We start from the raw sequence: 25,635 nt of genomic DNA on the forward strand, positions 1-25,635 counted from the left end.
CATCGAAAGAGAAGCCCGGCGACAGAGCCGCCGGGTGTCCGTTCATGATCTACGATCAGAAGACCTTGGAGAACTGGTCGATATTCGAAGCGTTGTAGACGAAGGGATCGGCCATGGCGGCTTCGCCATTGTCGCCAATCTTGATCTTGCCCATGCGGCCGGCTTCGATTTCGCTGCCCGGCTTGCCATCGGCATCACCCTTTGCCAGGTGATAAGCGATCTGCGTTGCGGAATAGCCGAGGTCGATCGGGTTCCAGATGGCGAATTCCTTGGTCGCGCCGGACTTGATCGCGCCAGCCATTTCAGAGGGCAGGCCGAGACCGGTGACGTAGACCTTGCCGACCAGACCCTTGTCTTCAACGACCTTCGAAGCAGCCAGAACGCCGACGGTCGTCGGAGCGACGATGACCTTGACGTTGGGGTTGGACTTCAGCAGGCCTTCGGCTTCACGATAGGACTTGTCCGAGAGGTCGTCGCCGTAAACCGTGGTGACGAGGTTGAGGCCCGGGAAATCCTTGAGCTGCTTCTTCATCTGGTCGATCCAGATGTTCTGGTTGGTCGAGGTGGTCGTTGCCGACAGGATGGCGAAGTCACCCTTGCCGCCGTCGAGGTGGTCCTTGGCGAGCGTCAAGCACATCTTGCCGATCAGCTCGTTGGACGACGGGTTGAGCTGCAGGATGCGGCCTTCAGGTGCCACGCCGGAATCCCAGGAGATGACCTTGATGCCGCGCTGGGCAGCCTTCTTCAGCGCCGGTACGAGCGCGTCCGGATCGTTGGCCGAAACGGCGATGGCGTCAACGCCCTGAGCGATCAGCGAGTTGATGACTTCGATCTGGCCTTCGGCCGTCGTGGTCGTCGGACCGGTGTAGATCACTTCCACGCCGCCGAGTTCCTTGGCTGCTTCCTGGGCGCCTTTGTTGGCGGCGTCGAAGAAGCCGTTGCCGAGCGACTTCACGACCAGGCCGATCTTGATGTCCTTGGCGCTTGCGGTGCCGGCCATCATGGCGACGGCCAGCGCTACGCTGAGCGCCAGTGTTTTTGCGAGTTTCATGTCACTTTCCTCCCATTAAGATTAGACTTCCACACCTCGACGGCGCCTCATGCGACCGACGAGGAATCCTCCTTCACATTCTGGGCCACCGGGCTTGCGACAACGAGGCGGACGCCTGCATTCTCGATCATGCGGGCTGCCTCGTCCGGGATCCCGTCATCGGTGATGACCACAGAAACGCGGTCGAGCGCGCAGAGAATGAGGCTCGACCGGCGATTGAATTTGCTTGAATCGACCATGACGACGAGTTCGTCGGCCTGGTGCATCAGCTTCTGCTCGCTTTGAATGATGAGGGCATCCGCCTCCATGATGCCGAGCGGGCCGACGCCCTGGGCGCCGATGAACATGCGCCGCGCATAAAAGTTGCGGATCGCGTCATTGTCGAAAGGTGACAGGATGAGGCTCTGTTCGCGATAGATCGCGCCTCCAGGCACCGTCACCGTGTTTTTGGAATGCTTGACCAGGTGTTCGGCAATCGCAAAAGAGTTGGTCATCACCTGCAGGCGGTGGCCGGCCATGTAATGCACCATCTGGAAGGTCGTGGTGCCGCCATTGATGATGATGGCATCGCCCGCTTCGCAGAGATCGACGGCTGCGCGCGCAATTGCGCGTTTTTTATCGATGTTGACCGATTCTGAAACGCGGAAGGGCCGGCCGGCCAGATTGCCGAGTTGGGGCGGGTGTACCGCTTCGGCGCCGCCGCGGACACGACGGATCTTGCCCTGCACATGAAGAGCCGCAATGTCGCGCCGGATGGTGGCTTCAGAGGCTTCCGTCAGCTCGGAAATGTCCTGGATCGTGACGACGGACTTTTCCTGAACGGCGCTTAAGATGATGCGATGGCGTTCGCGTTCGTGCATTGGGCTCCTCCTCTTGTCATATTTATTGAGCATCCGTTAAAAGCTGTCAATCACAAACGATCATAAATTTTCATATTGCGCTGCACAATAATCGAATTTGATCGTTTTCGATTGACAAGTTCAGTTTTGATGAGCGATACCATCAACGAAAAGGGGCGCGACCCTCGCGTCCCGATGATGATTTTATATGGGAGGATGACATGGCGGCGAACGTCCGGCTTCTGGAAAACCGGTGGGATGATGGTTACGCGGCAGGCCTCGACGAGCCCGGCAAGCTTCTCTATCGCTCCAATCTCCTCGGCGCCGACAAGCGCATCACCAATTACGGCGGCGGCAATACCTCGGCGAAGGTGATGGAGACCGATCCGCTTGATGGCGGCAAGGTCAAGGTGCTTTGGGTCAAGGGCTCCGGCGGCGATGTCGGCACCATCAAGCTCGACGGTTTCGCGACGCTCTATCAGAACAAGCTGGAATCGTTGAAGGGCATCTATAAGGGGGTCGAGGACGAAGACCGCATGGTCGGCTTCCTGCCGCACTGCACCTTCAGCCTGAATGCACGCGCTGCCTCGATCGATACGCCGCTGCACGGTTTCGTGCCTTTCACCCATGTCGACCATATGCATCCCGACGCGATCATCGCCATTGCCGCGTCGAAGAACTCGAAAGAATTGACGCAGCAGATCTTCGGTAACGAGATCGGCTGGCTGCCCTGGCGTCGTCCGGGCTTCCAGCTCGGCCTCGATCTCGGCGCCTTCGTCGCCGCAAACCCGAATGCCAAGGGCGTCGTACTCGAAAGCCACGGCCTGTTCACTTGGGCTGATGATGCCAAGGCCTGCTACGAGCTGACGCTTGAGATCATCAACAAGGCGATCTTCTGGTTTGCCGAAAAGACCGAAGGAAAGACGATTTTCGGCGGTGCGGTCACGCAGAGCCTGCCCGTCACTGAGCGCCGCGCCATTGCCGCCCGGCTGATGCCGGAGATTCGCGGCCGCATCGGCAAGCAGGAGCGCAAGCTCGGTCACTTCGACGATCAGGACGCCGTGCTCGAATTCGTCAATTCCAGGGATCTGCGCCCCCTCGGCGCGCTCGGCACCAGCTGCCCGGACCATTTCCTGCGCACCAAGATCCGCCCGCTGATCGTCGATTTCGATCCGGCCAAGCCCGATGTCGACGCGATCATCGCCGGCCTAGATCAGACGCTGGAGGATTACCGCGCCGATTACGCCCGCTATTATAACGACTGCAAGCATGACAATTCGCCCGCCATGCGCGACGCCAATCCCGTCATCTTCCTTGTACCCGGCGTCGGCATGCTGTCCTTTGCCCGCGACAAGGCGACGGCCCGCATCGCCAGCGAATTCTATGTCAACGCGATCAACGTGATGCGCGGCGCCTCGACGGTTTCGGAATATCAGGGACTGCCGGAGCAGGAAGCCTTCGATATCGAATACTGGCTGCTCGAAGAGGCAAAGCTCCAGCGCATGCCGAAGCCGAAGAGCCTTGCCGGCCGCGTGGCCTTCGTCACCGGCGGCGCCGGCGGTATCGGCCGCGCAACTGCTGCGCGGCTTGTCGGCGAGGGTGCCTGCGTGGTGCTTGCCGATATCGACCAGGCGGCACTCGAGGGCACAGAAGCCGATTTCGTCAAGAAATATGGCGCTGACGCCGTGCGCAGCGTCCGGCTCGACGTCACCAAGGAAGATGCTGTGATCGCCTCCTTCGCGGAAGCCTGCGTCGAATTCGGCGGCGTCGATATCCTCGTCTCGAATGCCGGTATTGCCTCCTCCGCGCCGATCGAGGCGACCGAGCTTTCGACGTGGAACCGCAATATCGACATTCTGGCGACCGGCTATTTCCTCGTCTCGCGCGAAGCGTTCCGTCTGTTCCGCCGTCAGGCGCTCGGCGGCAACGTCGTCTTCGTCGCTTCGAAAAACGGTCTCGCCGCCTCACCGAATGCGTCTGCCTATTGCACGGCCAAGGCCGCCGAGATCCATCTCGCCCGATGCCTGGCGCTCGAAGGCGCGGATGCCGGCATCCGCGTCAACACCGTCAATCCGGACGCTGTCCTGCGCGGCTCAAAGATCTGGAGCGGGGAATGGCGCGAACAGCGCGCCGCCTCGTCGAAGATCGAGGTTGATGATCTCGAGGAACATTACCGCAAGCGTTCAATGCTGAAACTCAACGTGTTTCCGGAGGATATCGCCGAGGCGATCTATTTCCTCGCTTCGGACCTTTCGGCCAAGTCGACCGGCAACATCATCAACGTCGACGCCGGCAACGTGCAGAGTTTTACGCGGTAACGACCGTGCCTTTGGGGTGATGCGGGGACGCTACTCTCCTCCCTCATTCCTGTGCTTGTCACAGGAATCCAGTGCGCCCAAGTCTTTGGGCGCGGGAGAACATCATCCTCGCTACATGTGAGTCATTCACGGCGCAGGCGCGCCGTGGCTGGATTCCTGTGACAAGCACAGGAATGAGGAATGCAACAGCGGGCGTCCAAGACCGCGATGTAGGTCGGGAGGAAGACATGGTTGAACTGAGGATCGCGCAGGATCTGGTCGCGAGCGAAAATGACAAGCGGGCAGCCGCGCTGAAAGCCGATTACGAGGCGCTGGGTGCGACGCTTGATCGCCGCGGCGTCGATATCGAGACGGTCACTCGCAGGGTGGCCGAATTCTTCGTCGCCGTACCCTCCTGGGGCGTGGGCACCGGCGGCACGCGTTTTGCCCGCTTTCCCGGTACCGGCGAACCGCGCGGCATCTTCGACAAGCTCGACGATTGCGCCGTCATCAACCAGCTGACGCAGGCGACGCCGAATGTTTCGTTGCATATTCCCTGGGACAAGGCGGATGCCAGGGAATTGAAGGCGAAGGGTGATGCGCTCGGTCTCGGCTTCGACGCGATGAATTCCAACACGTTCTCAGATGCGCCGGGCCAGGCTAATTCCTACAAATACGGCTCGCTCAGCCATACCGATGCGGCAACACGGGCGCAGGCGGTCGAGCACAATCTCGAATGCATCGAGATCGGCAAGGCGCTCGGCTCCACGGCGCTGACGGTCTGGATCGGCGACGGTTCGAACTTCCCCGGCCAGAGCAATTTCACCAGGGCATTCGAGCGTTACCTCGCCTCGATGGCCGATATCTATAAGGCGCTGCCCGATGATTGGAAACTCTTCTCCGAGCACAAGATGTACGAGCCGGCCTTCTATTCCACAATCGTGCAGGATTGGGGCACCAACTACCTGATTGCCCAGACGCTTGGCCCCAAGGCCTATTGCCTCGTCGATCTCGGCCACCATGCGCCGAATACCAATATCGAGATGATCGTTGCCCGCCTGATCCAGTTCGGCAAGCTCGGCGGCTTCCACTTCAACGACTCGAAATATGGCGATGACGATCTCGACGCCGGCGTGATCGATCCCTACCGGCTGTTCCTGGTTTTCAACGAACTGGTGGATGCCGAGCAGCGCGGCGTCAACGACTTCAACCCGGCCCATATGATCGACCAGTCGCACAATGTCACCGACCCGATCGAAAGCCTGATCAACAGCGCCAACGAAATCCGCCGCGCCTATGCGCAGGCGCTTCTCGTCGACCGCAACGCGCTCGATGGCTATCAGCAGGATAATGACGCGCTGATGGCGTCGGAAACGCTGAAGCGCGCCTATCGCGCCGATGTCGAGCCGATCCTGGCCGAAGCCCGCCGCCGGGCGGGCGGCGCGATCGACCCGATCGCCGCCTACCGCGCCAGTGGCTACCGCAGACAAGTGGCGGCCGAGCGCCCGGCCTCCGCTGCCGGCGGCGGCGGTATCATCTGAGAACCGTGGTTGCCGGCAGCGCGGGGGTGAAACGCTGCCGGCAATTGCCGCTCATGGTTTCCAGGCGCCGGCGATCTGGCGGGTGGCGATATTCAGCCGGTTCCAGACGTTGATATTGGCGATGGCGATGACGAGTGCCGCGAGGCTCTTGCCGTCATAATGCCGGGTCGCCTCATCCCAGATAGCGTCCGGCACGGGGTCGGCGCGATCGCTGACGCGGGTCACCGCTTCGGTAAGCTCGAGGGCTGCCCGTTCGGCATCACTGAAATAGGGCGAATCGCGCCAAGCGCTGACGGCGAAAAGCCTTTCATCCGTCTCGCCAAGCTTCTTGGCGATGCGGGGATGACCGTCGACACAGACGCTGCAGCCGTTGATCTGGCTGGCGCGCAGGTTGACGAGCTCGAGCAGCTTCGGTGAAAGGCCGGTGTCGGCCGGTATCTTGCTGAGGGCAGCCAGCGCCTGCATCGCCTCGGGAATGACGAGGGCGGGATTTCCCATTCTTTCCTGCATGACCATTCTCTCGTGCATGATATGTCTCCTTGATGCGTTTGTCGTTTGACGATCCACCGGCGTTGTCACATCGGCCGGTTTTCGTTCGTCATGGTCTTGACGGAACGCAGCGGAGGAATGTGACGGATGGACGAGAAAAAATGGCTGGCCGATGAGTTCGAGGCAAACAGGGCGCATCTGAAAGCGGCCGCCTATCGCATGCTCGGCTCGCGCAGCGAGGCCGACGATGCGGTTCAGGAAGCCTGGCTGCGGCTCAACCGCACGGATGCAACAAGTGTCGGCAATCTGGGTGGCTGGCTGACGACCGTGGTGGCGCGCATCTGCCTCGATATGCTTCGATCGCGCAAGACCCGGCGCGAGGAGCCGCTGGAGATGCCTTTCCATGGCGGGATCGCCGATCCGGCTAACGATCCGGAGCGCGAGGCGGCCTTTGCCGATTCAGTCGGCATGGCGCTGCTTGTGGTGCTGCAGACGCTGGCGCCGGCCGAACGTGTTGCCTTCGTGCTGCACGATATGTTCGATCTGCCCTTCGACGAGATTGCACCGATCATCGGCCGTTCGTCCGCCGCCACCCGCCAGCTCGCAAGCCGTGCCCGCCGCCGCGTACAGGGCATGGATGAGACGCCTGATGTCGATCTCGGCCGCAAGCGACTGATCGCCGAGGCGTTTCTAGCCGCGTCGCGCAATGGCGATCTACCGGCGCTGCTCGCGGTGCTCGCCCCCGACGTCGTCTTCCGGCCGGATGCGACGGCGGCACAGTTCGGCGCCGCCGGCGAAATTCGCGGCGCCCCGGCAATCGCCGAACTCTTCAAGGGCAGGGCGCAGGCGGCAGAGGTCGCTCTCGTCGATGGCGAACTCGGCTATATCGTGCGTATTCAGGGTAAGCTCCGCGTCGTGGTGGCGCTTACCATTGCCGACGGGTTAATCGTCTCGATCGACGCCTTTGCCGATCCTGATCATATTGAACGGGTCGATTATTCGGTCCTTTCGGACTGAAAATAAAACGTAGGCATTAGCTTGATGTTCGAAAAGCGCGCTTGGAAACGAGCGCGCTTGCCGACATTTCGCGCCAGTCATTTCCCTTGACAGAGATGGCGTCACCGATATTCTATTATAAAGATTTATATAACGTAATTATGGAATCTTGAACGATATTCGTTTCATCGTCCTTCCATAATGATCAATAGAAGGATCGCCGCCGGCTCAGGCCGATCCGCATCCAAAACCTTGGAAGGAATGCCCAGCATGACCGGCGACGAGGCGAAAAAACCGCTCCTGCTCACCAATGTCAAACCCATGGCTTTCGGTGCGGGAACACCCGAGAAGGCGGTCGACATTTTCATCACTGCCGACGGCAGGATCGCCGAGATCGGTCCATCGCTTGACGTCTCGCAGGACGTGTCGCGCATCGACGGCAAGGGCGCGTTCATTTCCCCGGGCTGGGTCGACCTGCATGTGCACATCTGGCACGGCGGCACCGACATCTCCATCCGCCCTTCGGAGTGCGGCGTCGAGCGCGGTGTCACCACGCTGGTCGATGCCGGCTCGGCTGGTGAGGCGAATTTTCACGGCTTCCGCGAATATATCATCGAGCCCTCGCGCGAGCGCATCAAGGCCTTCCTCAATCTCGGCTCGATCGGCCTCGTCGCCTGCAACCGCGTCGCCGAACTTAGGGATATAAGAGATATCGACCTCGACCGCATCCTCGAAGTCTATGCCGAAAACAGCGAGCACATTGTCGGCATCAAGGTGCGCGCCAGCCATGTGATTACCGGCTCCTGGGGCGTCACCCCCGTCAAGCTTGGCAAAAAGATCGCCAAGATCCTGAAAGTGCCGATGATGGTACATGTCGGCGAACCGCCGGCGCTCTATGATGAGGTGCTCGAAATCCTCGGCCCAGGCGACGTCGTTACCCACTGCTTCAACGGCAAGGCCGGTTCGAGCATCATGGAGGACGAGGATCTCTTCTATCTCGCCGAGCGCTGCGCCTCCGAGGGCATCCGCCTCGACATCGGCCACGGTGGCGCCTCCTTCTCCTTCAAGGTCGCCGAAGCGGCGATCGCGCGCGGGCTTCTGCCATTCTCGATCTCGACCGACCTGCACGGCCATTCGATGAACTTCCCCGTCTGGGATCTGGCGACGACGATGTCGAAGCTGTTGAGCGTCGGCATGCCCTTCGACAAGGTGGTCGAGGCCGTCACCCATGCGCCGGCATCGGTCATCAAGCTGTCGATGGAAAACCGTCTCGCGGTCGGCTCGCAAGCCGAATTCACCATTTTTGACCTCGTCGACTCCGGGATCGAAGCGACGGATTCCAACGGCGATGTCTCGGTTCTCAACAAGCTGTTCGAGCCGCGCTACGCGGTTATCGGCGCGGATGCCTTCGCCGCCAGCCGCTATGTGCCACGGGCGCGCAAGCTTGTGCGCCACAGCCATGGTTATTCTTACCGCTAGAGCAATTCCAGGAAAAGTGCGAAGCGGTTTTCCGTCCGGAATTGCGTAAAAACAAAAAGTTAGAGCGGTCTGCGCTTCCGTGAAAAGTTGAACCGCTCTAGCATCCTCCGCTGGGCTTGGTTCGATCAAACGTCCGCCGGAGAGGCATCGGATGTTTGGTGGTTCCACGGATTTACGACAGTAAGTCCCGCGGCCTCAAAGGGGCTGACGTCGCGCGTTGCAACAATAAAGCCCTTCGAAGCGGCTATGGCGGCAATATATCCGTCAGGGGTTGGGAAGCCTTTGCCGTCCGCCCGAGCCCTGACGGCAAGATCGGCATAATGCCGGGCAGCTCCCACGTCGAACGGCAATACCCGATCCCCAAACAGTTCGAGCACGCCGCCGAGCATTTCGCTCAGAGCCGCCTTGCGCCGGCCGTCCGGCAATGCACCGATGCCAAACAGCAGCTCGGCCAATGTCACACTCGATAAATACAGGGTTTCAGCGACCTGCTCGTTCAGCCACGAGCGCACTGCCGCATTGGCGGCTGGTTTCATGGCCTCGGAAAGGACATTGGTGTCCAGGATGATCATTCAAATCTCAATGGCTCCGCCGGCGTCTTGTCACGCAGTTGGTCAAACACTGAGAAATCATCATTGCTAAGCCCCAAGTGCCGACCGAGCTCGGCCAACGCATCCCCCAAGCGAATGCGCTGCTCGGGCTTCACCACGCTTTCCAGGATTTCGCGAACTTCCGCTTCAGTGCTGCGCCCGTGCATCGCCGCACGCACACGCAATGCGCGATGCACCTCGTCGGGCACGTTTCGAACTGTCAGAACGGCCATATTCAAAGCCCACCATTGCTGTCAATGACAGCAATATAGTCATCATGCAGTCATGTCGCAAGGTAGGGACTCAGCGGTTACGCCACCCCATCAGCTTTTCGATCTGTTCCGCCGAACTGCGCACCTGGGCCGTATAGTGGTTTTCATCGGAAAATGCCTTCTGTTCCGGCAGCACGATGGAGATGGTGGCAACGCACTGGCCGTCGCGGTCGCAGATCGGCGAGGCGATGCAGGCAACCGCATAATCCGATTCGCCTGCCTGGATCGACAGACGCGCCTCGAAGGCCTTGCCGGCGGCTTCCGACAGCGTGCCCGGGTCGATTTCGGCGCGGCCGGTCGGTGATGAGCGGGCGCAGCGCTTGAAGAGCTCGATGCGCTCTTCCTGCGGCAGGTGGCCGGCGAGCAGGCGGCCCGAGGCCGTCCAGTTCAGCGGCACGCGGGTGCCGACGCGCGACGCCACCTGGAAGTGGCTCGGACCGTCGGCCATGGCAAGCACCAGCATATAGTCACCGTCGCGGCCGCAAACCTGCACGGTTTCGCCGGCCTGGCGGCAGAGATCGTGCATTTCATGGGTGGCGATGCTCATGAAATCCAGCGATCGGGCATAGGCGAGGCCGTAATGATAGAGCCGCGCGCCGAGCCAGATCGAGCCGTCCGCCTGGCGCGTCAGCATGTTCTTTTCGACGAGATCGTCGACGATGACGTAGACGGTCGACAGCGGCGCCTTGACTGCCTTGGCAATGGCATAGACGCCGGCCGGCGAGCCGGTCTCATAGAGATGATCGATCACCTGAAGCGCCCGGTCGATGCCGCTGACGCGCGCACGCCGTGTGCCCTTGTCGCCGCCTTCGGCGGCAAGGCCTTCATCTTCGGAGTAAACTTCGGGTGATGTCTTTCCGTCCAATTCCACGCACCTCATGAAAACTGCGGTTATATTACATTACTATGGCACAGCGGTCGCTGTGGCAAATCGCAACATCTTGTAGGTTGATCGTGCGGGCCGATACGGCAGCGATGGAAATCGGCTAGCCATTTCGTCTGCCGCCGGAAGCATGATCCTGCGGTATGAGGAGAAGTGCCGGAGCGCGTCGTCCCCCGGATATCAGGACGTTACCGTCAAACGACAAAGGCCGCCGCTTCTTAGGACGGCAGCCCTTGACGGGGGCAGGGAGAGATCCCCAAAATGTTCAGGCGGCGTTATCAGCCGAAGCAGGGCATCGCCGGCAGATTGGCGCGGCTCGCAAGCGCACCGATCATGTTGCCCACCGACGTTTGGCGCGGTTCGCGTTTACCGGCCGCCGTCTCCAGAAGTTGCTTGAAGTCTTCAAGCTTCACGCCGTCGGCGCGCAACACCATGGCGATCAGGGGGTCGCGAAGGGCTTCGGATATCGTCAGGTCGTCTCTGGTCTTTCTCATGGCTTGTCCTCCTTTCGTGGGCGGTCGCCCGTGTTCCACTCCCGCCGCCACGCCCTCGGCATTGACTTTCGCGGTCTGTGGTGTTACCGGTAAGTAACAATACGTTTGTTACCGATCGGTCACATTGATGTCAAGGACTTCGTCCGCAAAAAAATCAGAAACTTCGAATGAAATCTCCGCAGTCGCTCCAGAAGATCGCATCCCACCGCGGGAGCGTATCGTCTCGACTGCCCTGGAGCTTTTCCGTGAGCACGGCATCCGCGGCATCGGCGTCGATGCTATCGCCGACGCGGCTCTGACCAACAAGATGACGCTCTATCGGCATTTCGGTTCGAAGGACGAACTGGTCTGCGAGACGCTGCGCCGGGCTTCCGACAAGGCGGGCGCGATCTGGCGCGAGCTGGAGGCAGAGTATCCCGGCGATCCGCGTGCCCAGTTGAATGCCTGGGTGGATATGCGGGCGCAGTGTCTGAACGGCGAGCCCGCTGGCTGCGATCTCGCTAACGCCGCCATCGAGCTCAAAGGCGAGGGCCATCCCGCCCATGAGATGATCGAGCGGCACAAGGCCGAGCAGCGGGACCGCCTGGTTGCGCTCTGTTCGGCGGCCGGTGCACGCGAACCCCAGTTGCTTGCCGACACTCTGACGCTGCTCCTCGAAGGCGCGCGTGTCAGCCGGCAGGCCATGGGCGCCGACGGATGCTGCGGCCATTTCGCCAAGGCCTGCAGGGCAGCGATCGCCTCTTTCGCCTGAACCGCGTCGGGAACCTTACTGCTTCGGTGTCGTTGTTCCCTAAGGGAGGATGACGTGGAGGCAGAGAGATGAACTACGTCTATCTCAAGCGCCTGTATGCCAGACGCGCGGAGCTCGAAGCCAAGCTGGAGCTTCATGATGCGCGTTATTGCTTCGGCGACGAGGAAGTCGATGACGGCACCGACAGCGATCTGCGCGAGCGGCTGAGCGAGATTTCCGAGGAAATTGCCGCGCTGGAAAGCGGACCAGGCCGCTGAAAGCACTCCCAGTAAAAGCATGCGCCAAAAGCCTAATTTCCGGCGCTGAGGATTTCCATCGTCCGCTCGTCGAATTTTCCCTGATAGAAATGCTCGATCGCCTGGTGGAAGGGCGAACCGTGGTCGCTGATCGCGGCAAACAAGGTCATCGATGAGCGGAATTTGAGGTCGTCGGGCGAGCCGAGGATCTCATGGGCGGATCGGCTTTTGATGGACAGTATGGCTTCGACGCAGCGCAGCAGCCGGCTTGAGAGAATGGGATCGGCGAGATAGGCGGCGGCTTCCTCAGCCGAACGGATCGCATATTTCTCGGCCATGACAGAGGTGCCGAGACCGGCGATCTGTGGGAAGATGAACCACATCCAGTGAGACGTCTTGCGCCCGGCTTTCAGCTCGGAGAGCGCCTTTTCATAGATGCCGTTCTGGGCGTCGACGAAGCGGTGAAGGTTGTAGTCGATATCGCCGGCCATGGTCCTTTCCCTTTCTGCTGTCGATGCAGCCTGGGCCAAGGTTGCCATGCCCGGCGATGTATTTTCGGTCAGCAGACCCTTTCGGCGTAAGGGCTGCTCTCGCGGCAATGGCCGTAGGCCGGATGATGCGGCGCGCTGTCGCCTGATGTGGCGGTGATGGCCGACGTCGTCATCGGGTCTGTGTTGCCCGAAGAATATGCGGCGAACCCCGCAAAGCTCAAGACAACAAGCGCTCCGACCACAACAATGCGTTCGAAGCCCGAAAGTTTCTGCGCGCTGACATGATCCACATAGTCGCGCTCGCCCAAGCCGATGGTTTCATCCTCTTTCGCATGAAGGGTCACCATATCCTGGCGGCGGCTTAAAGTTTCACAATCTGTCATTTAATTTACTCCTGCAACACATGCGGAGTCGGTTCTTTAAGAGCAAACCTCTTACCCTCATGCCGAGCCCACTCCTCACGCGAGCAGCATGTGTGTCTTCAATCGTGGTAATTGAAGGGGCAATCTGCAAACTCAGTGTTCAAAAAATCGTCCTAATAAATGCAAAATATCGTGAAGCTCTGGTTCGTTGGAACGATCCGGGGTAGTCGAAAGGATCATCTTTCGTCTGGATCGTCCTATGAGCAAATCCTTCGGCGCGATGTCGGTCGCGCAGCTTTCCGTTCTCATTCAAGGCGGTGCGGCCGATCCGGTCGACGTGGCCGAGGCGATCTTCGAATCGATCGCCAATTACGCCGACAAGGCCGTCTTCACCAGGCTCACCGAAAGCCGAGCGATGGAGGAGGCGGTTGCCTCCTCGAAGCGTTTGCGGGAAGGGCGCTCGCTCGGATTGCTGGACGGCATTCCGATCGCCTGGAAGGATCTTTTCGACATTGAAGGCCTGGCGACCACGGCCGGTTCGGTCGTCCTAGCCGCGGATGCATCAGCCGAGCGCGATGCGGCCGTCGTCGGTTTGCTCAGGCAGGCTGGCATGGTTGCCGTCGGTCGCACCAATATGAGCGAATTCGCTTTTTCCGGGCTTGGCATCAACCCGCATTACGGTACGCCGGTCAATCCGCGAAGCGCGGATCTCCCTCGCATTCCCGGCGGTTCGTCCTCAGGCGCCGGCGTCGCGGTTGCAGCGGGGCTGGTGCCGGTGGCGATGGGCACGGATACGGGCGGCTCGGTGCGTATTCCAGCCGCTTTCAACGGCATCGTCGGTTATAAGGCGACCCGCGGCCGCTATGCGATGGAGGGTGTCTATCCCCTGGCAAAGAGCCTCGATTCGCTGGGGCCGCTCTGCCGCACCGTCAAGGACGCGGTCTGGATCGATGCCGGCATGCGCGGTCTGACGGCGCCTGACGTTGTCGAGCGTCCGCTGCACGGATTGGAACTCGTCGTGCCTGAAAATATCGTCTTCGAGGGCGCGGAACCCGGCGTCGTCGCCGCCTTCGAGGCAGCATTGGAACGCCTCCAAAAGGCCGGCGTCTCTATTGCCCGCACCGTCATTCCCGCCTTCGACAAGATATTCGATCTGATGACGAGATATGGTCCTTTGGTAACGGCGGAGGCTTTCGCACTTCACCGCGAACGGCTGGCGGGACCGGACGCAGACAGGATGGATCACCGTGTCGTCGTGCGCACCCGCTTGGGAAGCAAGACGACGCTGCCCGATTACCTCAGTATCCTTGAAGCGCGCAGCCGCTTAGTCGCTAATGTCGACCGTCTTGTCGGCGACCGGTTGATCGCCTTTCCCACTGTTGCGCACGTCGCTCCGCCGATTAAACCTCTGGAGCAGGATGACGATCTGTTTTTCGCGACAAACAACAAGACGCTGCGCAACACCGCGCTCGGCAATTTCCTCGACTGGTGCGGCGTCTCCATTCCCTGCGGCACGGGTGCATCAGGCATGCCGGTCGGCCTGCTGCTTTCGGCGACCGCCCGCCGCGATGAGGCGCTGCTCGGGACGAGCCTTGCCGCCGAGGCGATCATCCGCGGCGATTTTGCCTGAATTCGCAATTGAACCGCCCGGCTTTTGTTGCCATTGATGGCACGAGGAGATCCTGGAGGAAGGCATATGCAGGTTTTGCAGAACGGACGCTTCGCGGTTTCGACATGGTCACTGCATCGGCTGCTTGGCGCCGTCCATGCCTATAGCCCCGATCCCGACAAAAGCGCTGCGCCGAAGGAGCCCTATGGACCCGGCGTCGCAGCGCTGATCGATGTGCCCGCGGCACTTGCGGCGCGCGACATCCGCCGGTTGGAAATCTGTTCCTTCCATCTGCCGAGCCTCGATGCCGGCTATCTCGGTGAACTCCGCGGCGCCATGGCGGCGTCGAACGTGCTGTTCCAGACATTGCTCGTCGAGGATGGCGATCCCAGCCATGCCGAGACAGCGGAACGCGATGTTGAATGGATGGCGGAGTGGATCGGCATTGCCGCTGCCCTCGGAGCGCAGAGAATGCGGGTCATTGCGGGCAAGCAGAAGCCGACGGAGGAAAATCTCAGGCGCGCCGCTCGTCACCTTGGCTGGCTGGCCGAAAAGGCGGAAGGCAGCGGTGTGCGCGTTGTCGTCGAGAATTGGTTCGACCTGCTGCCGTCACCCGTCGAAATGAACTGGCTGCTGGACCGGCTGGACGGCAAGGTTGGGCTCAACGGCGATCTTGGCAACTGGGCAACGCCTGCGAAATACCAGGGCCTCGCCGATATCATGCGCCGGGCAGAAATCTGCCATGCCAAGGCTGATTACGGCGTCACCGGTCTCGATGCCGAGGATTACCGCAAATGCCTGGAGATGTGCGAGAAGGCCGGTTACGCCGGTCCTTTCACGCTGATCTACGACTCGCCCTTCTTCCAAGATGAATGGGATGGCATCCTGCTGCAAAAGCAGTTCATCGAGGATTTCCTGCGCGAGGCGCCGGCGCGCCGGACGGCTTAAATCAAAAACACTTCCCGCTCATTCCTGGCGCGGGAACCTCTGGCTTTCCTCAAGCACGTTCAGATCCATGTGGTTGCGCATATAGCGCTCTGAGGCTTTCTGCAGCGGCTGATAGTCCCATGGATAATAGGCGCCATTGCGAAGCGCCGCATAGACCACCCAGCGGCGCGCCTGGCTTTCGCGCACGGCGGCGTCGAAATCGGCAAGGTTCCAGCGGCGGCTTGCCTCTTCGGTAAGCCTTGCCAAGGTCTCGGCATGCGAGGGATTGGTCGCCAGATTGTCGAGTTCTTCGGGATCGGCGTCGAGATCGAACAGCATTGGCGGGTCCTTCTCGCAGAGCGACAGCTTGTATCGACCGTCCCTGATGCAGACGAGCGGCGCTTCGGAGCCTTCGGCGGCATATTCCATCGGCACGGGACCGCGACTGCCGGTACCTTCAGCGAGTGCTGCGAGATCCCAGCCCTCGGTCCACGGCTTCAACGAGGCGATATCGATCCCGGCAAGACCGGCGAGCGTCGGCGTCACGTCGAGCGTGGAAACGGGCTGATCGATGCGGCTGGGCTTCCAGCCGGGAACTGAGATCATCAGCGGAACGCGGGCCGATCCTTCGTAGAAGTTCATTTTGAACCAGAGGCCGCGATCACCGAGCATGTCGCCATGGTCGGATGCGAAGACGATGATCGTGTTTTCGGCCATGCGGGTCCGCTCCAGGACGTCGAGGATTTCGCCGATCTTCTCGTCGACATAGGAGATATTGGCGAAATAACCGCGCCTTGCCCGTCTGATTTCTTCCGGGCTGATGTCGAAAGCATCGTGATCGCAGGCTTTCATCAGCCGCTGCGAGTGCGGGTCCTGCTGGTCGAAGGCGATCGGCGCAACCGCCGGATCGAGCGCCGGGCAATCCTCATAGAGGTCCCAGAACTTGCGGCGCGCGACATAAGGATCGTGCGGATGGGTGAAGCTGACGGTCAGGCACCAGGGGCGCTCATCGTGGCCGCGCGAGAGATCGAAGAGCTTGCGGGCGGCGTGGTAAGCGACCTCATCGTCATACTCCATCTGGTTGGTGATCTCGGCAATGCCGGCGCCGGTGACGGAACCGAGGTTGTGATACCACCAGTCGATGCGCTCGCCCGGCTTGGTATAGTCGGGCGTCCAGCCGAAATCGGCGGGGTAGATGTCCGTCGTCAGCCGTTCCTCGAAACCGTGAAGCTGATCGGGGCCGACGAAGTGCATCTTGCCTGATAGTGCCGTCTGGTATCCGGCGGCGCGCAGGTGATGCGCATAGGTCGGGATGTCGGAGGCGAATTCCGCCGCATTGTCATAGACGCGCGTCCGGCTCGGCAACTGTCCGGACATGAAGGAGGCCCGCGCCGGCGCGCAGAGCGGGCTTGCGGTATAGGCGTTCGTAAAACGCACGGAGCGATCTGCCAATGATTTCAGATGCGGCGCATGAAGAAAATCTGCGGGACCATCCGGGAAGAAGGTCCCATTCAACTGGTCCACCATCAGGATGAGCATATTGGGACGCGTCATGGAATTCCTCTTTGGCTATTTGAAGAATTTACTCAAGCGCCTATCATTGCAACTGTAAAGACAGCTTTTTTTGATAGGTGACAAAAGGAATTTTTATGCCAGACCATCAGCCTGAGCTTGGATGGATGCGCATCTTCGTCCAGGTCGCGACACTCGGGAGCTTTTCGTCTGCGGCAGCACGTCTCGGACTCACGCAACCTGCCGTCAGCTACCAGATCCGCCGGCTGGAAGAGCAGTTCGGCGTCAGCCTGCTGCACCGGCGGCACCGCGGCGTCGAGCTGACTGCAGAGGGCGAGCGGCTTCTTGATGTGGCCGCCAAGGCGGTCGGCGACATCGATGCGCTCGCCCGCAGTTTCCGTCTCGAAGCCCAAAGGCCGGTCGTCAGGCTCAGAACCGACTATGCCTTTTCAGCGCTTTGGCTGATCCCGCGCATGGACGGATTTCGCCTTCTGCATCCCGAAACCGACACACAGATCGTCGCAACGCAAAGGGTGGAGGTCGGGTTTCGCGACGATGCGGATGTCGCGATCGTTTTCGGGACGCGGGCGGATTTCGGCGCTGTCGGTACGCTTCTGCTGCCGGAAGAGGTCGTGCCAGTCTGCACGCAAGGCTTTCTCGATCGCAACGGACCATTCGAAAATCCAGGGCAGCTTGCCAAGGCGAGACTGATCCATCTCGACGCGTCGATGCCGTCGCCATGGTTCGACTGGCGCAGTTATTTTGCCGAATTCTCCGCTGCCCGGGACGCCTATGCCGGGCGCGGCGACATCAGTTTCAATACCTATTCGCTGGTTGTACAGGCCGCGCTCAGCGAGCAGGGCGTAGCGCTCGGCTGGATCGGTCTCGTCGATACGCTCCTCTCCGCGCGCATGCTGGTGGAGGCCGGCCCGTCGCTGGAGGCGGCCGACCGCGGTTACTGGCTGGTACCGCCGCGATCGGCAAGCGCCCACAGCGAGAAGCTCAGCGCCTGGCTGATGAACGAGGCGGGAAAGGTCGGCTAGCTCGAGCCGCGCCGCATGGCGCAAAGGCTCTGACGGCGGTTATCCCGGATAACCGTCGCCACATCCGCATGCTCACCAGACGCCTCGCAAGATATGGATATAGTTGAAGCCTTTTCGAGTCCGACTCTTAGCCGATTTTTCTCGTCACAAAGAAACTCATCGCAACTTTTTCGTCGCCATTTGGCATTGACGTGAACGGCGATCGAAGTTCCTTCCGTCCTAGTCCGTCCGTACGGATGTACTGGAGTTCCGCAAGGATTTCGAAGCCGCTCTCCTGCATCAGATTGATGTGATGGCTGCGCCACTTCCGATTTATCAGGTAGGGTCGTCGTCCACGCATCATCGTCCACGTGGGCGCGCTCAAAACCCAGTGCCCATTCCAGTCGCTTGACAGACCGTGAGATTGGAAGTCGATCAGGTGCGTCGCAAACCCTCCTGGCTTCAGCCACCGGGCAATAGCGATATAGGTATCAACGAGGTTGTCCACGTGCTCCATGACTGAATGCGTCATCAGCCAATCAGCCACACCCGCCTGCAGTACGTTGAAATCGGTCCATGGTGCGACGAACTTTAATCGTTCGCTGCCATTCACGAGGTCCGCCTTCAGCGCGTCGATCGCCTCCGCACTGAGGCGCTGTTGCACGATCCCATCTATACGATCCCAGGCGAAGTTTGTCGGTGACGGCGGAAAGAAGATGTCGCCCGATACGGTGTTATCCCAAAATGCGGCCCGCTCGCCGAAGAGTTCAATCAAACCGTTGAGGACTTCAAGATCGTGCTCGATGCTCCGGTGGTCTTGCAAATCCAGCCCGATATACGTGTCGACGCCCGCAAGCAGTGCGGCAAGCCCAACGCCAAGCGAACTTCCGGGGCCGACCTCGACCAATACTTCAGGTCTTTTGCCGTTCAGCCAAGGCGCTAGGTGACCGTAGTGGCGAAAGAAAAGGTCATAACAGTGGCGCGCAGAAGCAGTGCCCCCTTCAACGTGCGTATTTCGCAGTTGCGGAAGGACAAAGGAACCCAGTCCCTTGGCTAGGGAGCGAAGTGCAATATGGGTCATGGCGCCACCTTTTTCATCGAAACTCCAGCACAGCAATGTCCGGCGTGCTCTACCCAGCAGAATTCGCGTGCAACATCATCAGAGACCAAAGAAAAGCCAAGCAATATGGTTCGGCCTTGGACTCGCTAGTTTGGATTGTACGCGGCTCATAGTGATTGATATTTTCACGAACCTAAAGTCATTCATTGGGCGTACAGCAATAATCACAATGACCATGGCTGGGTTGCTGAAGCGCATGAGAGGCTGCCTCAAAAAGAATTGAGTGATTTCAGCGAGTTGTGATTCCTTCGGATTTGCGAGATTCGATGGAGTTCTTCCTCCCGTACTGGATCGTGGCTTGCTAGCGATCTATGCAACATGAGTAATAGAGAGGCATTCGGTGAGTGGGCGGGTGTATCTCGTTCTCCTGGTCTATATCGGGATTTCAAAAGCGCCACATGGATGCCCGCCGATCTGGGTGGCTAGCAGCAGCCTTGCGGCTCACCACGCCTCAACGCCGACGTTTGTGCCCAGGAGAAGCCTTGTCATGAACGACGCCGGTCGCCATTGTGGGATCGAATCGACAGGGAAGGCGGCTGAAGCATGTGGCGAACGATCGGATATGTTCTCGGAGTGCTTATGATCATCTTCGGACTGATCTGGATCGGCCAGGGAAGTGGCTATTTTCCCTATCCGTCGTCCAGCTTCATGATCAGGCAAACGATCTGGATCCTTTGGGGAGCCATCCTGGCGGGACTGGGAGTCGTGGTCATGATCATCGTCTCGCGACTGCGCCGGAGAGTGTGAACCGCCGCCGCTGCCGGACAACAATGGCCGCTGGCGGTCTGATGAATTGAGGAGAATGGCATGAGTGAAATCGATGGTTTTGCCGACCGGATCAGGAAGCATCAGGGCGGCATGATCTCCGCTTGGGTCGGGATTCCCGATGCCATGCTCGTCAACCATTTGGCGCAGGAGGCCTTCGATGCCGTCGTGCTCGATATGCAGCACGGCATGTGGGATATGCCGGCGGCGGCAAATGCCGTCGCCCAGGTACGTCTTGCCGGCAAGCCGGCTATCGCGCGTATTCCCGTCGGCGATTTCGCCTCCGCCTCGCGACTGCTCGATGCTGGCGCCTCCGGTATCATCGCGCCGATGATCAATTCGGCCGAAGACGCGAGGGCGCTCGTCAGGACCACGAAATATCCGCCCCTCGGCGAACGCAGCTGGGGGCCGTCTTTGGCGCTGAACCATATGGGCCTGTCGGCCGACGACTATCTCAAGAGCGCCAACGACCTCACCGTCGCTATCGCCATGGTCGAAACCCGCGCCGCTCTCGATGCGATCGACGGCATTCTTGGCGTTACCGGCATCGACGGCATCTTCATCGGCCCAGCCGACCTTTCGATTGCGCTGTCGAACGGCGATCAGGTGGCGCCGAACGCTGCCGAAATCGACAGCGCCATGCAGCACGCCGTGGCGCGTTGCCGGGCCCACGGCAAATTCGCCTGTGCCTATGCCGGCGACGGCGAGCGGGCCGGCGAATTGCTGAAGTTCGGCTTCGATCTGGTCATCGCCGGCGCCGAGACCGTGCAACTGCGCGCTGGTGCTCGCCGCGCGATCAACGCCGCGCGCAGGATCGCGTCGGGAAGCTGAATAACGCCTGTTTGAGCGAAGCCCTCATGTCATTCCGACGGCACGCAGTCGTTGTGTCGGTGCAAGCCTGACGAAAGCTTCGCCTGGCAACATGACCCCAACAATCGGGGGTCTATATGGACGACGCAGTAGCTGAGGATCGCATTATCGAAAGCGGTGCAAGCCGCGTATATATCGGAAAGTATTCCTATGGCATCTCGGGGGTTCGAGTCTTTACCTACGATCAGGGCGCGTCATTGCGGGTCGGCAGGTTCTGCTCCATGGCCATGGACGTAAGCATCCTGCTTGGCGGCGAGCATAGGACCAACTGCTTCACGACCTATCCTTTCGGACATGCGAAATTTCTATCGCAACTCGGCGGCGAGGGGATCAAGCAGCCGAGCGGTACCAAGGGAGATGTCGTTATCGGCAACGACGTCTGGATCGGCTTCGGAGCCACCATTCTTTCGGGCGTTACCATCGGCGATGGCGCGGTCATCGCCGCCCGCTCGCATGTTTACAAGGATGTCGAGCCTTTCTCGATCGTCGGCGGCAATCCGGCCAAGCATATACGATATCGCTTCAATCCCGAAATCCGCGATCTCATGATGCAGCTGAGATGGTGGGAGCTGCCGGACGAGAGCATCAAGCAGATTTCCGAGATCCTCTTCTGCAGCGAACCGACCAAGGAGCTTCTCGATCTGATGCTGCAGGCGTTCCGGGGGCAGGGCACCGACGGCGAGCCACAGACGGACGCCGCCTAACGTCTCTAAGGCTGTCCGTCAGCGGGCCGATTTGACGGCCAGCCAGATGACGTGACGGGCGCCGCCGCGTTTGCCGTTGGCGCGTGTGTTGACGGCATCGACAGCAAAGCCGCTATCCTTGAGACGCCGCGTGAAATCGGCGTCGGGGCCGGACGACCAGACGGCGAGCACGCCGCCGGGGCGCAGCGCGTCGCGAGCGGCGCGGAGGCCGGCAAAATCATAAAGCCGATCGTTGGATTTGCGGGTCAGGCCATCCGGGCCGTTGTCGACATCGAGCAGGATCGCATCATAGGCGGCCTTGCCGGCGCGGATCGCCTCGCCGACATCTCCCTGATGAATGCCGACGCGCGGATCGTCGAGACAACCCTTGAAAACCTCGGCCATCGGCCCGCGCGCCCAGGCGACCACGGCCGGCACGAGTTCGGCAACCGTGACGCCAGCGTCTTCTGGAAGGACAGCGAGGGCAGCGCGCAGGGTGAAGCCCATGCCGAGCCCGCCGATCAGGATCTTCGGCTTTGGATGCGCCTTGATCCGTTCCCAGGAAAGGGTCGCAAGCGCTTCCTCAGAGCCGCTGAGACGGCTGTTCATCAGCTCATTGGCGCCGAGCATGATCGAAAATTCGTTGCCGCGTTGCTTCAGCCTGAGTTCGCCGGCTTCGCCGGGAATGGTCGCGGAATCGAGCTGGATCCAGGGCAGCATGACGGCTTCGCCTCGCATGAAAGGGACCGTCCCCTAGCATAGGGCGCGTGATGAGGCCAGCAAGCCGGCCTCAGATCATCCTCATGAAGTGATCCGGCTCCATTTCGACGATCTCGTCGTGCGGCGCGGCTGAACGGCGGCGGATATCCTCGACCTCGTCGGGCCGCAGCCGCGCCTTCGGGTCCTCGAAGCGGACGTCGGGATCGGGCACGGCCGAAAGCAGCAGTCTTGTATAGGGATGCAGTGGATTGTCGATCACCTTGGCGACGCTGCCCCATTCGACGATCTGGCCGGCATACATGACGGCGATGTCCTCGGCTATATAACGGGCGGTGGCGATATCATGGGTGATGTAGAGCAGGCCGAGATTCATCTCCTGCTTCATTTCGTTCAACAGGTTCAGCACGCCGAGGCGCACCGAAACGTCGAGCATCGAAGTCGGCTCGTCGGCGACGATCACCTCCGGCTTGACGGCCAAGGCGCGCGCGATGTTGACACGCTGGCGCTGGCCGCCGGAGAGCTCATGCGGATATTTCGGTGCGACGAGATCGGGATCGAGCCTGACGCGCTGCAGCAATTCCCGGACCGCAACGTCGATCTCGGCCCCCTTGATCTCCGGTCGATGCAGCTTCAGTGGCCGCCTGAGATGATGGGCAATCGTATGAGCCGGGTTGAGCGAGGCGAAGGGGTCCTGGAAGATCATCTGCACGGAGCGACGGTAGCGAGCGATCTCGGCGGATTTCGCCGGTTCGACAGGCCGGCCCTTATAGAGGATCCGGCCCGACGTCGGCAGATATTCGCGCATCGCCATGCGGGCGCAGGTGGTCTTGCCGCTGCCGGACTCGCCGACCAGCGCCAGTGCACGGCCGGCATGCAGGGAAAACGAAATGGCGCGCGCCGCATGTACGGCCCCGGGACCGTGGCCGAAGGTCTTGGTCACCTGGTCGAGCGCGAGAATGGCGTCGGTCATAGCAGCACTCCTCCATGCAGCGAGGGGAAGGAGGCCCAGAGCTTCTTGGTATAGTTGTGCTTGGGTGTCCTGTAGATCGCCTCGGCTGAATTCTGTTCCACCAACTGACCCGCGAGCATGATGCCGATGCGGTCGCAGAACTGCACCATCAGCCCGAGATCATGGGTGATGAACAAAACAGAGAAGCCGAAGCGGCGGCGCAGTTCGTTGATGCGCTGCAGGATCTCGCGCTGGACGACGACGTCGAGCGCCGTCGTCGGCTCGTCCATGACGACGAGCTTCGGGTCGAGCGCCATGCAGATGGCGATGACGATGCGCTGGCGCATGCCGCCCGAAAACTGGTGCGGATAGTCGCGCATGCGGTCGGGTGCGATATCGACGAGCTTCAGCATCTCGGCGGTGCGCTCACGAGCCGCCGCACGGCTCATGCCCTTGTGGGTGCGCAGCATGTCGTAGAATTGCGTCTCGATGCGCAGCACCGGGTTCAGCGAGTTCATGGCGCTCTGGAAGACCATGGCGACTTCGCGCCAGCGGAAGGCGCTGAGCGCCTGCCGGTCGAGGCCGAGCACATCGCGGCCGTCGAGCAGGATGCGGCTCTCCTTGCGGATCAGCGCCGGCGGCTTGTGCAGGCGGCTGATGGCGAAGGCGATGGTGCTCTTGCCGCAGCCGGATTCGCCGGCAAGGCCGAAGACTTCGCCGGGTGCGACGTCGAAGCTGACATCGTCGACGGCGCGGAAATCCTTCTCTTCGCCGATATAGTCGATAGTGAGGTTCCTCACCGAAAGCAGCGGTTGCGTCACAGGCGGCCCTCCCCGGAGCGGACGAGCAGAGACCAGCGCTTCAGATGATTGCCGGTGCGCAGCCGCGGATTGGCGATCTCGTCGACGGCGAAGTTCAGGAGCGACATGCCGATGCCGAGGAAGGCGAGCGCGAAGCAGGGGGTGAGAATATCCCACCACGCGCCGACCGAAAGTGCCGAGGCCTTCTGCGCATTGTAGAGCATCGTGCCCCAGGAGATTGCTCGGGGATCGCCGAGGCCGAGAAACTCAAGCGTAGCCTCGGTGATGATCGCGAAGATAACGCTGCCGATGAAGTTGATGCCGACGATCGAGATCACGTTGGGGAAGATCTCGAATGTCATGATGCGCCATTGCGGCTCGCCCATCATCTCGGCCGATTTGACGAAATCCTTCTGCTTGACGGAGAGCGTCTCGGCACGGGTAACGCGCGCGCCCCATGCCCAGGAGGTGGCGCCGAGGATGAGGGCGATGACGACGGGACTTGCCTGGCCGATGAAGGCGGCGAGCACCAGCAGCAGCGGCAGGTTCGGAACGACGAGCACCATGTTGGTGAAGAAACTGATCACCTCATCAGTCTTGCCGCCGCGATAGCCTGAGATGATGCCGAGCGCGGTGCCGACCACCGTGATCAGCAGGCCAGCGCCGAAACCGACAGCGAGCGAGGTTCGAGCACCGTAGATCAGCCGGGCGAAGACGTCCTGGCCGATGCGGGTCGTGCCAAGCAGATGGTCGAGCGACGGCGGCTGGTGCGGCCTGCCGGTGCGGGCGGCGGGATCGTATTGCGTCAGCAGCGGCGCCGCGAGCGCGACGATGACGATGAAGGCGATGATGGCGAGGCCGATGAGCGCCTTGCGGTTTCGAAGCAGCGTCTTCATCTCACGCTCCCTTCAGCCTGGGATCGAGCATGACGTAACTGATATCGACGATGAAATTGGCGATCAGCATGGTCGCGGTCATGATGAGAAGCTGGCCCTGGATGACGGGGTAATCCCGGGCGAGGATCGCCTGGTAGAGAATGTTGCCGAGGCCGGGATAGTTGTAGACGACCTCCGTCACCAGCGAGCCGCCGAGGATGGTGCCGATGGCGATGGCAAGGCTGGAGACGGTGGGCAGCAGGGCGTTGCGGGCCGCGTACCAGAGCATCACATGCCGGTCGGACAAGCCCTTGGCGCGGGCCATGACGATATAGTCCTCGCCGAGCAGGTTGATCATGTTGTTGCGCATGGTGACGGTGAAGCCGCCGATCAGCACGGTGCAGAGCGTCACCATCGGCAGGATGCCGTGATAGGCGACGCTGCCGGCATATTGCAGGCTGAAGGCCGGATCGAGCGAGGGGTCGGCGGCATAGCCGTTCGGAAACCAGCCAAGCGTGAAGCCGAAGATAAAGAGCACGATCAGCGACGTGACGACCGCCGGCACCGAAGTCGCAAAGATCGCGCCGACAGAGATGATCACGTCGAACCGGCTGCCGCGCCGCCAGGCGGCGAGGATGCCGAGGAAGGTGCCGAGCGCGAAGCTGACGATCGTCGCAGTGCCCATCAGGCCAACCGTCCAGACCAAGGCATGGCCGAGCACCGACGTCACGGGCAGCGGAAAATACTTGATCGAGCGGCCGAGATCGCCGGTGAAGATGCTGCCGAGATAGGTGAGATATTGCTGCCAGAGCGGACCGTCGACGAAGCCGAAGGTGAGCTTCAGCGCCTGCAGGCTTTCCGGCGGCAATTCGGTGCCGGCGCTCGAGAACATGATCTGCACGGGGTCGCCCGGCATCAGACGGGGCAGGAAGAAATTGATTGTCGCTGCCGCGATGAAGGCTGAGATGTAAAAGACGAGGCGGCGAAGCAGGAAAACCATGAAAACTCCGTC

General features: G+C 60.8%; 28 protein-coding genes. 12 read left to right on the forward strand and 16 right to left on the reverse strand.

Translation table 11 applies throughout. The features are described 5' to 3' along the window. Positions 1–55: 55 nt before the first annotated feature. On the reverse strand, positions 56–1,051 hold the full coding sequence (rhaS, locus tag EFQ99_RS03090; RefSeq protein ID WP_126919181.1) for a rhamnose ABC transporter substrate-binding protein: 996 nt from the start codon (positions 1,049–1,051) through the stop codon (positions 56–58). 47 nt (positions 1,052–1,098) lie between these two features. Next, a complete protein-coding gene (locus EFQ99_RS03095) occupies positions 1,099–1,911 on the reverse strand; it encodes a DeoR/GlpR family DNA-binding transcription regulator (RefSeq protein ID WP_126919182.1) in 813 nt (270 codons plus the stop codon). A 200-nt stretch (positions 1,912–2,111) separates the two neighbouring features. On the opposite strand from EFQ99_RS03095, the gene EFQ99_RS03100 reads away from it, so the two are divergent. Both EFQ99_RS03100 and rhaI read left to right on the forward strand, forming a co-directional pair. Further along, positions 2,112–4,208 carry a bifunctional rhamnulose-1-phosphate aldolase/short-chain dehydrogenase gene (locus tag EFQ99_RS03100; RefSeq protein ID WP_126919183.1) on the forward strand — a complete coding sequence of 699 codons (2,097 nt, stop codon included), beginning with the start codon at positions 2,112–2,114 and terminating at the stop codon, positions 4,206–4,208. Between the two features lie 227 nt (positions 4,209–4,435). Next, entirely contained in the window at positions 4,436–5,728 is a 1,293-nt protein-coding gene (gene rhaI / locus EFQ99_RS03105; protein WP_126919184.1) for an L-rhamnose catabolism isomerase, read from the forward strand. A gap of 51 nt (positions 5,729–5,779) precedes the next feature. Here rhaI and EFQ99_RS03110 read toward each other — a convergent pair whose 3' ends face one another. Further along, complete coding sequence (locus tag EFQ99_RS03110) at positions 5,780–6,238, reverse strand: carboxymuconolactone decarboxylase family protein (protein ID WP_126919586.1); 459 nt, start codon at positions 6,236–6,238, stop codon at positions 5,780–5,782. Between the two features lie 126 nt (positions 6,239–6,364). On the opposite strand from EFQ99_RS03110, the gene EFQ99_RS03115 reads away from it, so the two are divergent. Then, on the forward strand, positions 6,365–7,234 hold the full coding sequence (locus tag EFQ99_RS03115; protein ID WP_126919185.1) for a sigma-70 family RNA polymerase sigma factor: 870 nt from the start codon (positions 6,365–6,367) through the stop codon (positions 7,232–7,234). Positions 7,235–7,483: 249 nt separating this feature from the next. Next, positions 7,484–8,692: an amidohydrolase/deacetylase family metallohydrolase gene (locus EFQ99_RS03120; protein ID WP_126919587.1), complete on the forward strand. Its 1,209-nt coding sequence runs from the start codon at positions 7,484–7,486 to the stop codon at positions 8,690–8,692. Positions 8,693–8,817: 125 nt separating this feature from the next. Here the strand turns inward: EFQ99_RS03120 and EFQ99_RS03125 are convergent, their stop codons facing one another. The 4 genes from EFQ99_RS03125 to EFQ99_RS03140 all read right to left on the reverse strand — a co-directional run bounded on the left by EFQ99_RS03125 (position 8,818) and on the right by EFQ99_RS03140 (position 10,931). Continuing rightward, positions 8,818–9,264 (reverse strand): type II toxin-antitoxin system VapC family toxin, encoded by a 447-nt coding sequence (locus EFQ99_RS03125; RefSeq protein ID WP_126919186.1) that lies wholly within the window; start codon positions 9,262–9,264, stop codon positions 8,818–8,820. Then, the gene (locus tag EFQ99_RS03130; protein WP_126919187.1) at positions 9,261–9,515 is read right to left on the reverse strand and encodes a FitA-like ribbon-helix-helix domain-containing protein; all 255 of its coding nucleotides are present in this window, start codon (positions 9,513–9,515) and stop codon (positions 9,261–9,263) included. The genes EFQ99_RS03125 and EFQ99_RS03130 overlap by 4 nt, the downstream gene beginning before the upstream one ends. 70 nt (positions 9,516–9,585) lie before the next feature. Next, a complete protein-coding gene (locus tag EFQ99_RS03135; RefSeq protein WP_126919188.1) occupies positions 9,586–10,434 on the reverse strand; it encodes an IclR family transcriptional regulator in 849 nt (282 codons plus the stop codon). Positions 10,435–10,715: 281 nt separating this feature from the next. Beyond that, a complete protein-coding gene (locus tag EFQ99_RS03140; RefSeq protein ID WP_126919189.1) occupies positions 10,716–10,931 on the reverse strand; it encodes a hypothetical protein in 216 nt (71 codons plus the stop codon). A 127-nt stretch (positions 10,932–11,058) separates the two neighbouring features. Here EFQ99_RS03140 and EFQ99_RS03145 point away from each other — a divergent pair, with 127 nt between their 5' ends. Further along, the gene (locus EFQ99_RS03145; RefSeq protein WP_126919190.1) at positions 11,059–11,682 is read left to right on the forward strand and encodes a TetR/AcrR family transcriptional regulator; all 624 of its coding nucleotides are present in this window, start codon (positions 11,059–11,061) and stop codon (positions 11,680–11,682) included. A 68-nt stretch (positions 11,683–11,750) separates the two neighbouring features. Continuing rightward, entirely contained in the window at positions 11,751–11,939 is a 189-nt protein-coding gene (locus EFQ99_RS03150) for a hypothetical protein (protein WP_126919191.1), read from the forward strand. A gap of 32 nt (positions 11,940–11,971) precedes the next feature. Here the strand turns inward: EFQ99_RS03150 and EFQ99_RS03155 are convergent, their stop codons facing one another. Then, on the reverse strand, positions 11,972–12,409 hold the full coding sequence (locus EFQ99_RS03155) for a DUF1810 domain-containing protein (RefSeq protein WP_126919192.1): 438 nt from the start codon (positions 12,407–12,409) through the stop codon (positions 11,972–11,974). A 68-nt stretch (positions 12,410–12,477) separates the two neighbouring features. Next, entirely contained in the window at positions 12,478–12,756 is a 279-nt protein-coding gene (locus EFQ99_RS03160) for a hypothetical protein (RefSeq protein WP_126919588.1), read from the reverse strand. A 274-nt stretch (positions 12,757–13,030) separates the two neighbouring features. Here EFQ99_RS03160 and EFQ99_RS03165 point away from each other — a divergent pair, with 274 nt between their 5' ends. Together EFQ99_RS03165 and EFQ99_RS03170 are read left to right on the forward strand one after the other, a co-directional pair. Beyond that, positions 13,031–14,401 (forward strand): amidase, encoded by a 1,371-nt coding sequence (locus tag EFQ99_RS03165; RefSeq protein ID WP_126919193.1) that lies wholly within the window; start codon positions 13,031–13,033, stop codon positions 14,399–14,401. Positions 14,402–14,467: 66 nt separating this feature from the next. Continuing rightward, positions 14,468–15,328 carry a sugar phosphate isomerase/epimerase family protein gene (locus tag EFQ99_RS03170; protein ID WP_126919194.1) on the forward strand — a complete coding sequence of 287 codons (861 nt, stop codon included), beginning with the start codon at positions 14,468–14,470 and terminating at the stop codon, positions 15,326–15,328. A gap of 18 nt (positions 15,329–15,346) precedes the next feature. Here EFQ99_RS03170 and betC read toward each other — a convergent pair whose 3' ends face one another. After that, a complete protein-coding gene (gene betC / locus EFQ99_RS03175; protein WP_126919195.1) occupies positions 15,347–16,861 on the reverse strand; it encodes a choline-sulfatase in 1,515 nt (504 codons plus the stop codon). Positions 16,862–16,956: 95 nt separating this feature from the next. Here betC and EFQ99_RS03180 point away from each other — a divergent pair, with 95 nt between their 5' ends. Next, positions 16,957–17,862, forward strand: a complete 906-nt coding sequence (locus tag EFQ99_RS03180) for a choline sulfate utilization transcriptional regulator (protein WP_126919196.1) — start codon at positions 16,957–16,959, stop codon at positions 17,860–17,862. Between the two features lie 127 nt (positions 17,863–17,989). Here the strand turns inward: EFQ99_RS03180 and EFQ99_RS03185 are convergent, their stop codons facing one another. Further along, positions 17,990–18,922, reverse strand: a complete 933-nt coding sequence (locus EFQ99_RS03185) for a hypothetical protein (RefSeq protein WP_126919197.1) — start codon at positions 18,920–18,922, stop codon at positions 17,990–17,992. Positions 18,923–19,504: 582 nt separating this feature from the next. Between EFQ99_RS03185 and EFQ99_RS03190 the strand changes: the two genes are divergently transcribed. From EFQ99_RS03190 to EFQ99_RS03200, 3 genes are all read left to right on the forward strand, one after another. Continuing rightward, positions 19,505–19,708, forward strand: a complete 204-nt coding sequence (locus tag EFQ99_RS03190) for a hypothetical protein (protein WP_125848475.1) — start codon at positions 19,505–19,507, stop codon at positions 19,706–19,708. Between the two features lie 60 nt (positions 19,709–19,768). Next, complete coding sequence (locus EFQ99_RS03195; protein ID WP_126919198.1) at positions 19,769–20,557, forward strand: HpcH/HpaI aldolase family protein; 789 nt, start codon at positions 19,769–19,771, stop codon at positions 20,555–20,557. A 116-nt stretch (positions 20,558–20,673) separates the two neighbouring features. Continuing rightward, positions 20,674–21,300, forward strand: a complete 627-nt coding sequence (locus EFQ99_RS03200; RefSeq protein ID WP_126919199.1) for a CatB-related O-acetyltransferase — start codon at positions 20,674–20,676, stop codon at positions 21,298–21,300. Positions 21,301–21,318: 18 nt separating this feature from the next. Here EFQ99_RS03200 and EFQ99_RS03205 read toward each other — a convergent pair whose 3' ends face one another. From EFQ99_RS03205 to EFQ99_RS03225, 5 genes are all read right to left on the reverse strand, one after another. Next, the gene (locus tag EFQ99_RS03205) at positions 21,319–21,999 is read right to left on the reverse strand and encodes a spermidine synthase (protein WP_126919589.1); all 681 of its coding nucleotides are present in this window, start codon (positions 21,997–21,999) and stop codon (positions 21,319–21,321) included. 70 nt (positions 22,000–22,069) lie between these two features. Then, on the reverse strand, positions 22,070–22,969 hold the full coding sequence (locus tag EFQ99_RS03210) for an ABC transporter ATP-binding protein (RefSeq protein ID WP_126919200.1): 900 nt from the start codon (positions 22,967–22,969) through the stop codon (positions 22,070–22,072). Beyond that, positions 22,966–23,769: an ABC transporter ATP-binding protein gene (locus EFQ99_RS03215; protein WP_126919201.1), complete on the reverse strand. Its 804-nt coding sequence runs from the start codon at positions 23,767–23,769 to the stop codon at positions 22,966–22,968. Before EFQ99_RS03215 ends, EFQ99_RS03210 begins: the two co-directional genes overlap by 4 nt. After that, complete coding sequence (locus EFQ99_RS03220; protein ID WP_126919202.1) at positions 23,766–24,644, reverse strand: ABC transporter permease; 879 nt, start codon at positions 24,642–24,644, stop codon at positions 23,766–23,768. The genes EFQ99_RS03215 and EFQ99_RS03220 overlap by 4 nt, the downstream gene beginning before the upstream one ends. Before the next feature lies 1 nt (position 24,645). Further along, positions 24,646–25,623 (reverse strand): ABC transporter permease, encoded by a 978-nt coding sequence (locus tag EFQ99_RS03225; RefSeq protein ID WP_126919203.1) that lies wholly within the window; start codon positions 25,621–25,623, stop codon positions 24,646–24,648. Positions 25,624–25,635 lie beyond the last annotated feature (12 nt).

The organism is Rhizobium vallis (genome assembly GCF_003985155.1).
Taxonomy (GTDB): Bacteria; Pseudomonadota; Alphaproteobacteria; order Rhizobiales; family Rhizobiaceae; genus Rhizobium; species Rhizobium vallis.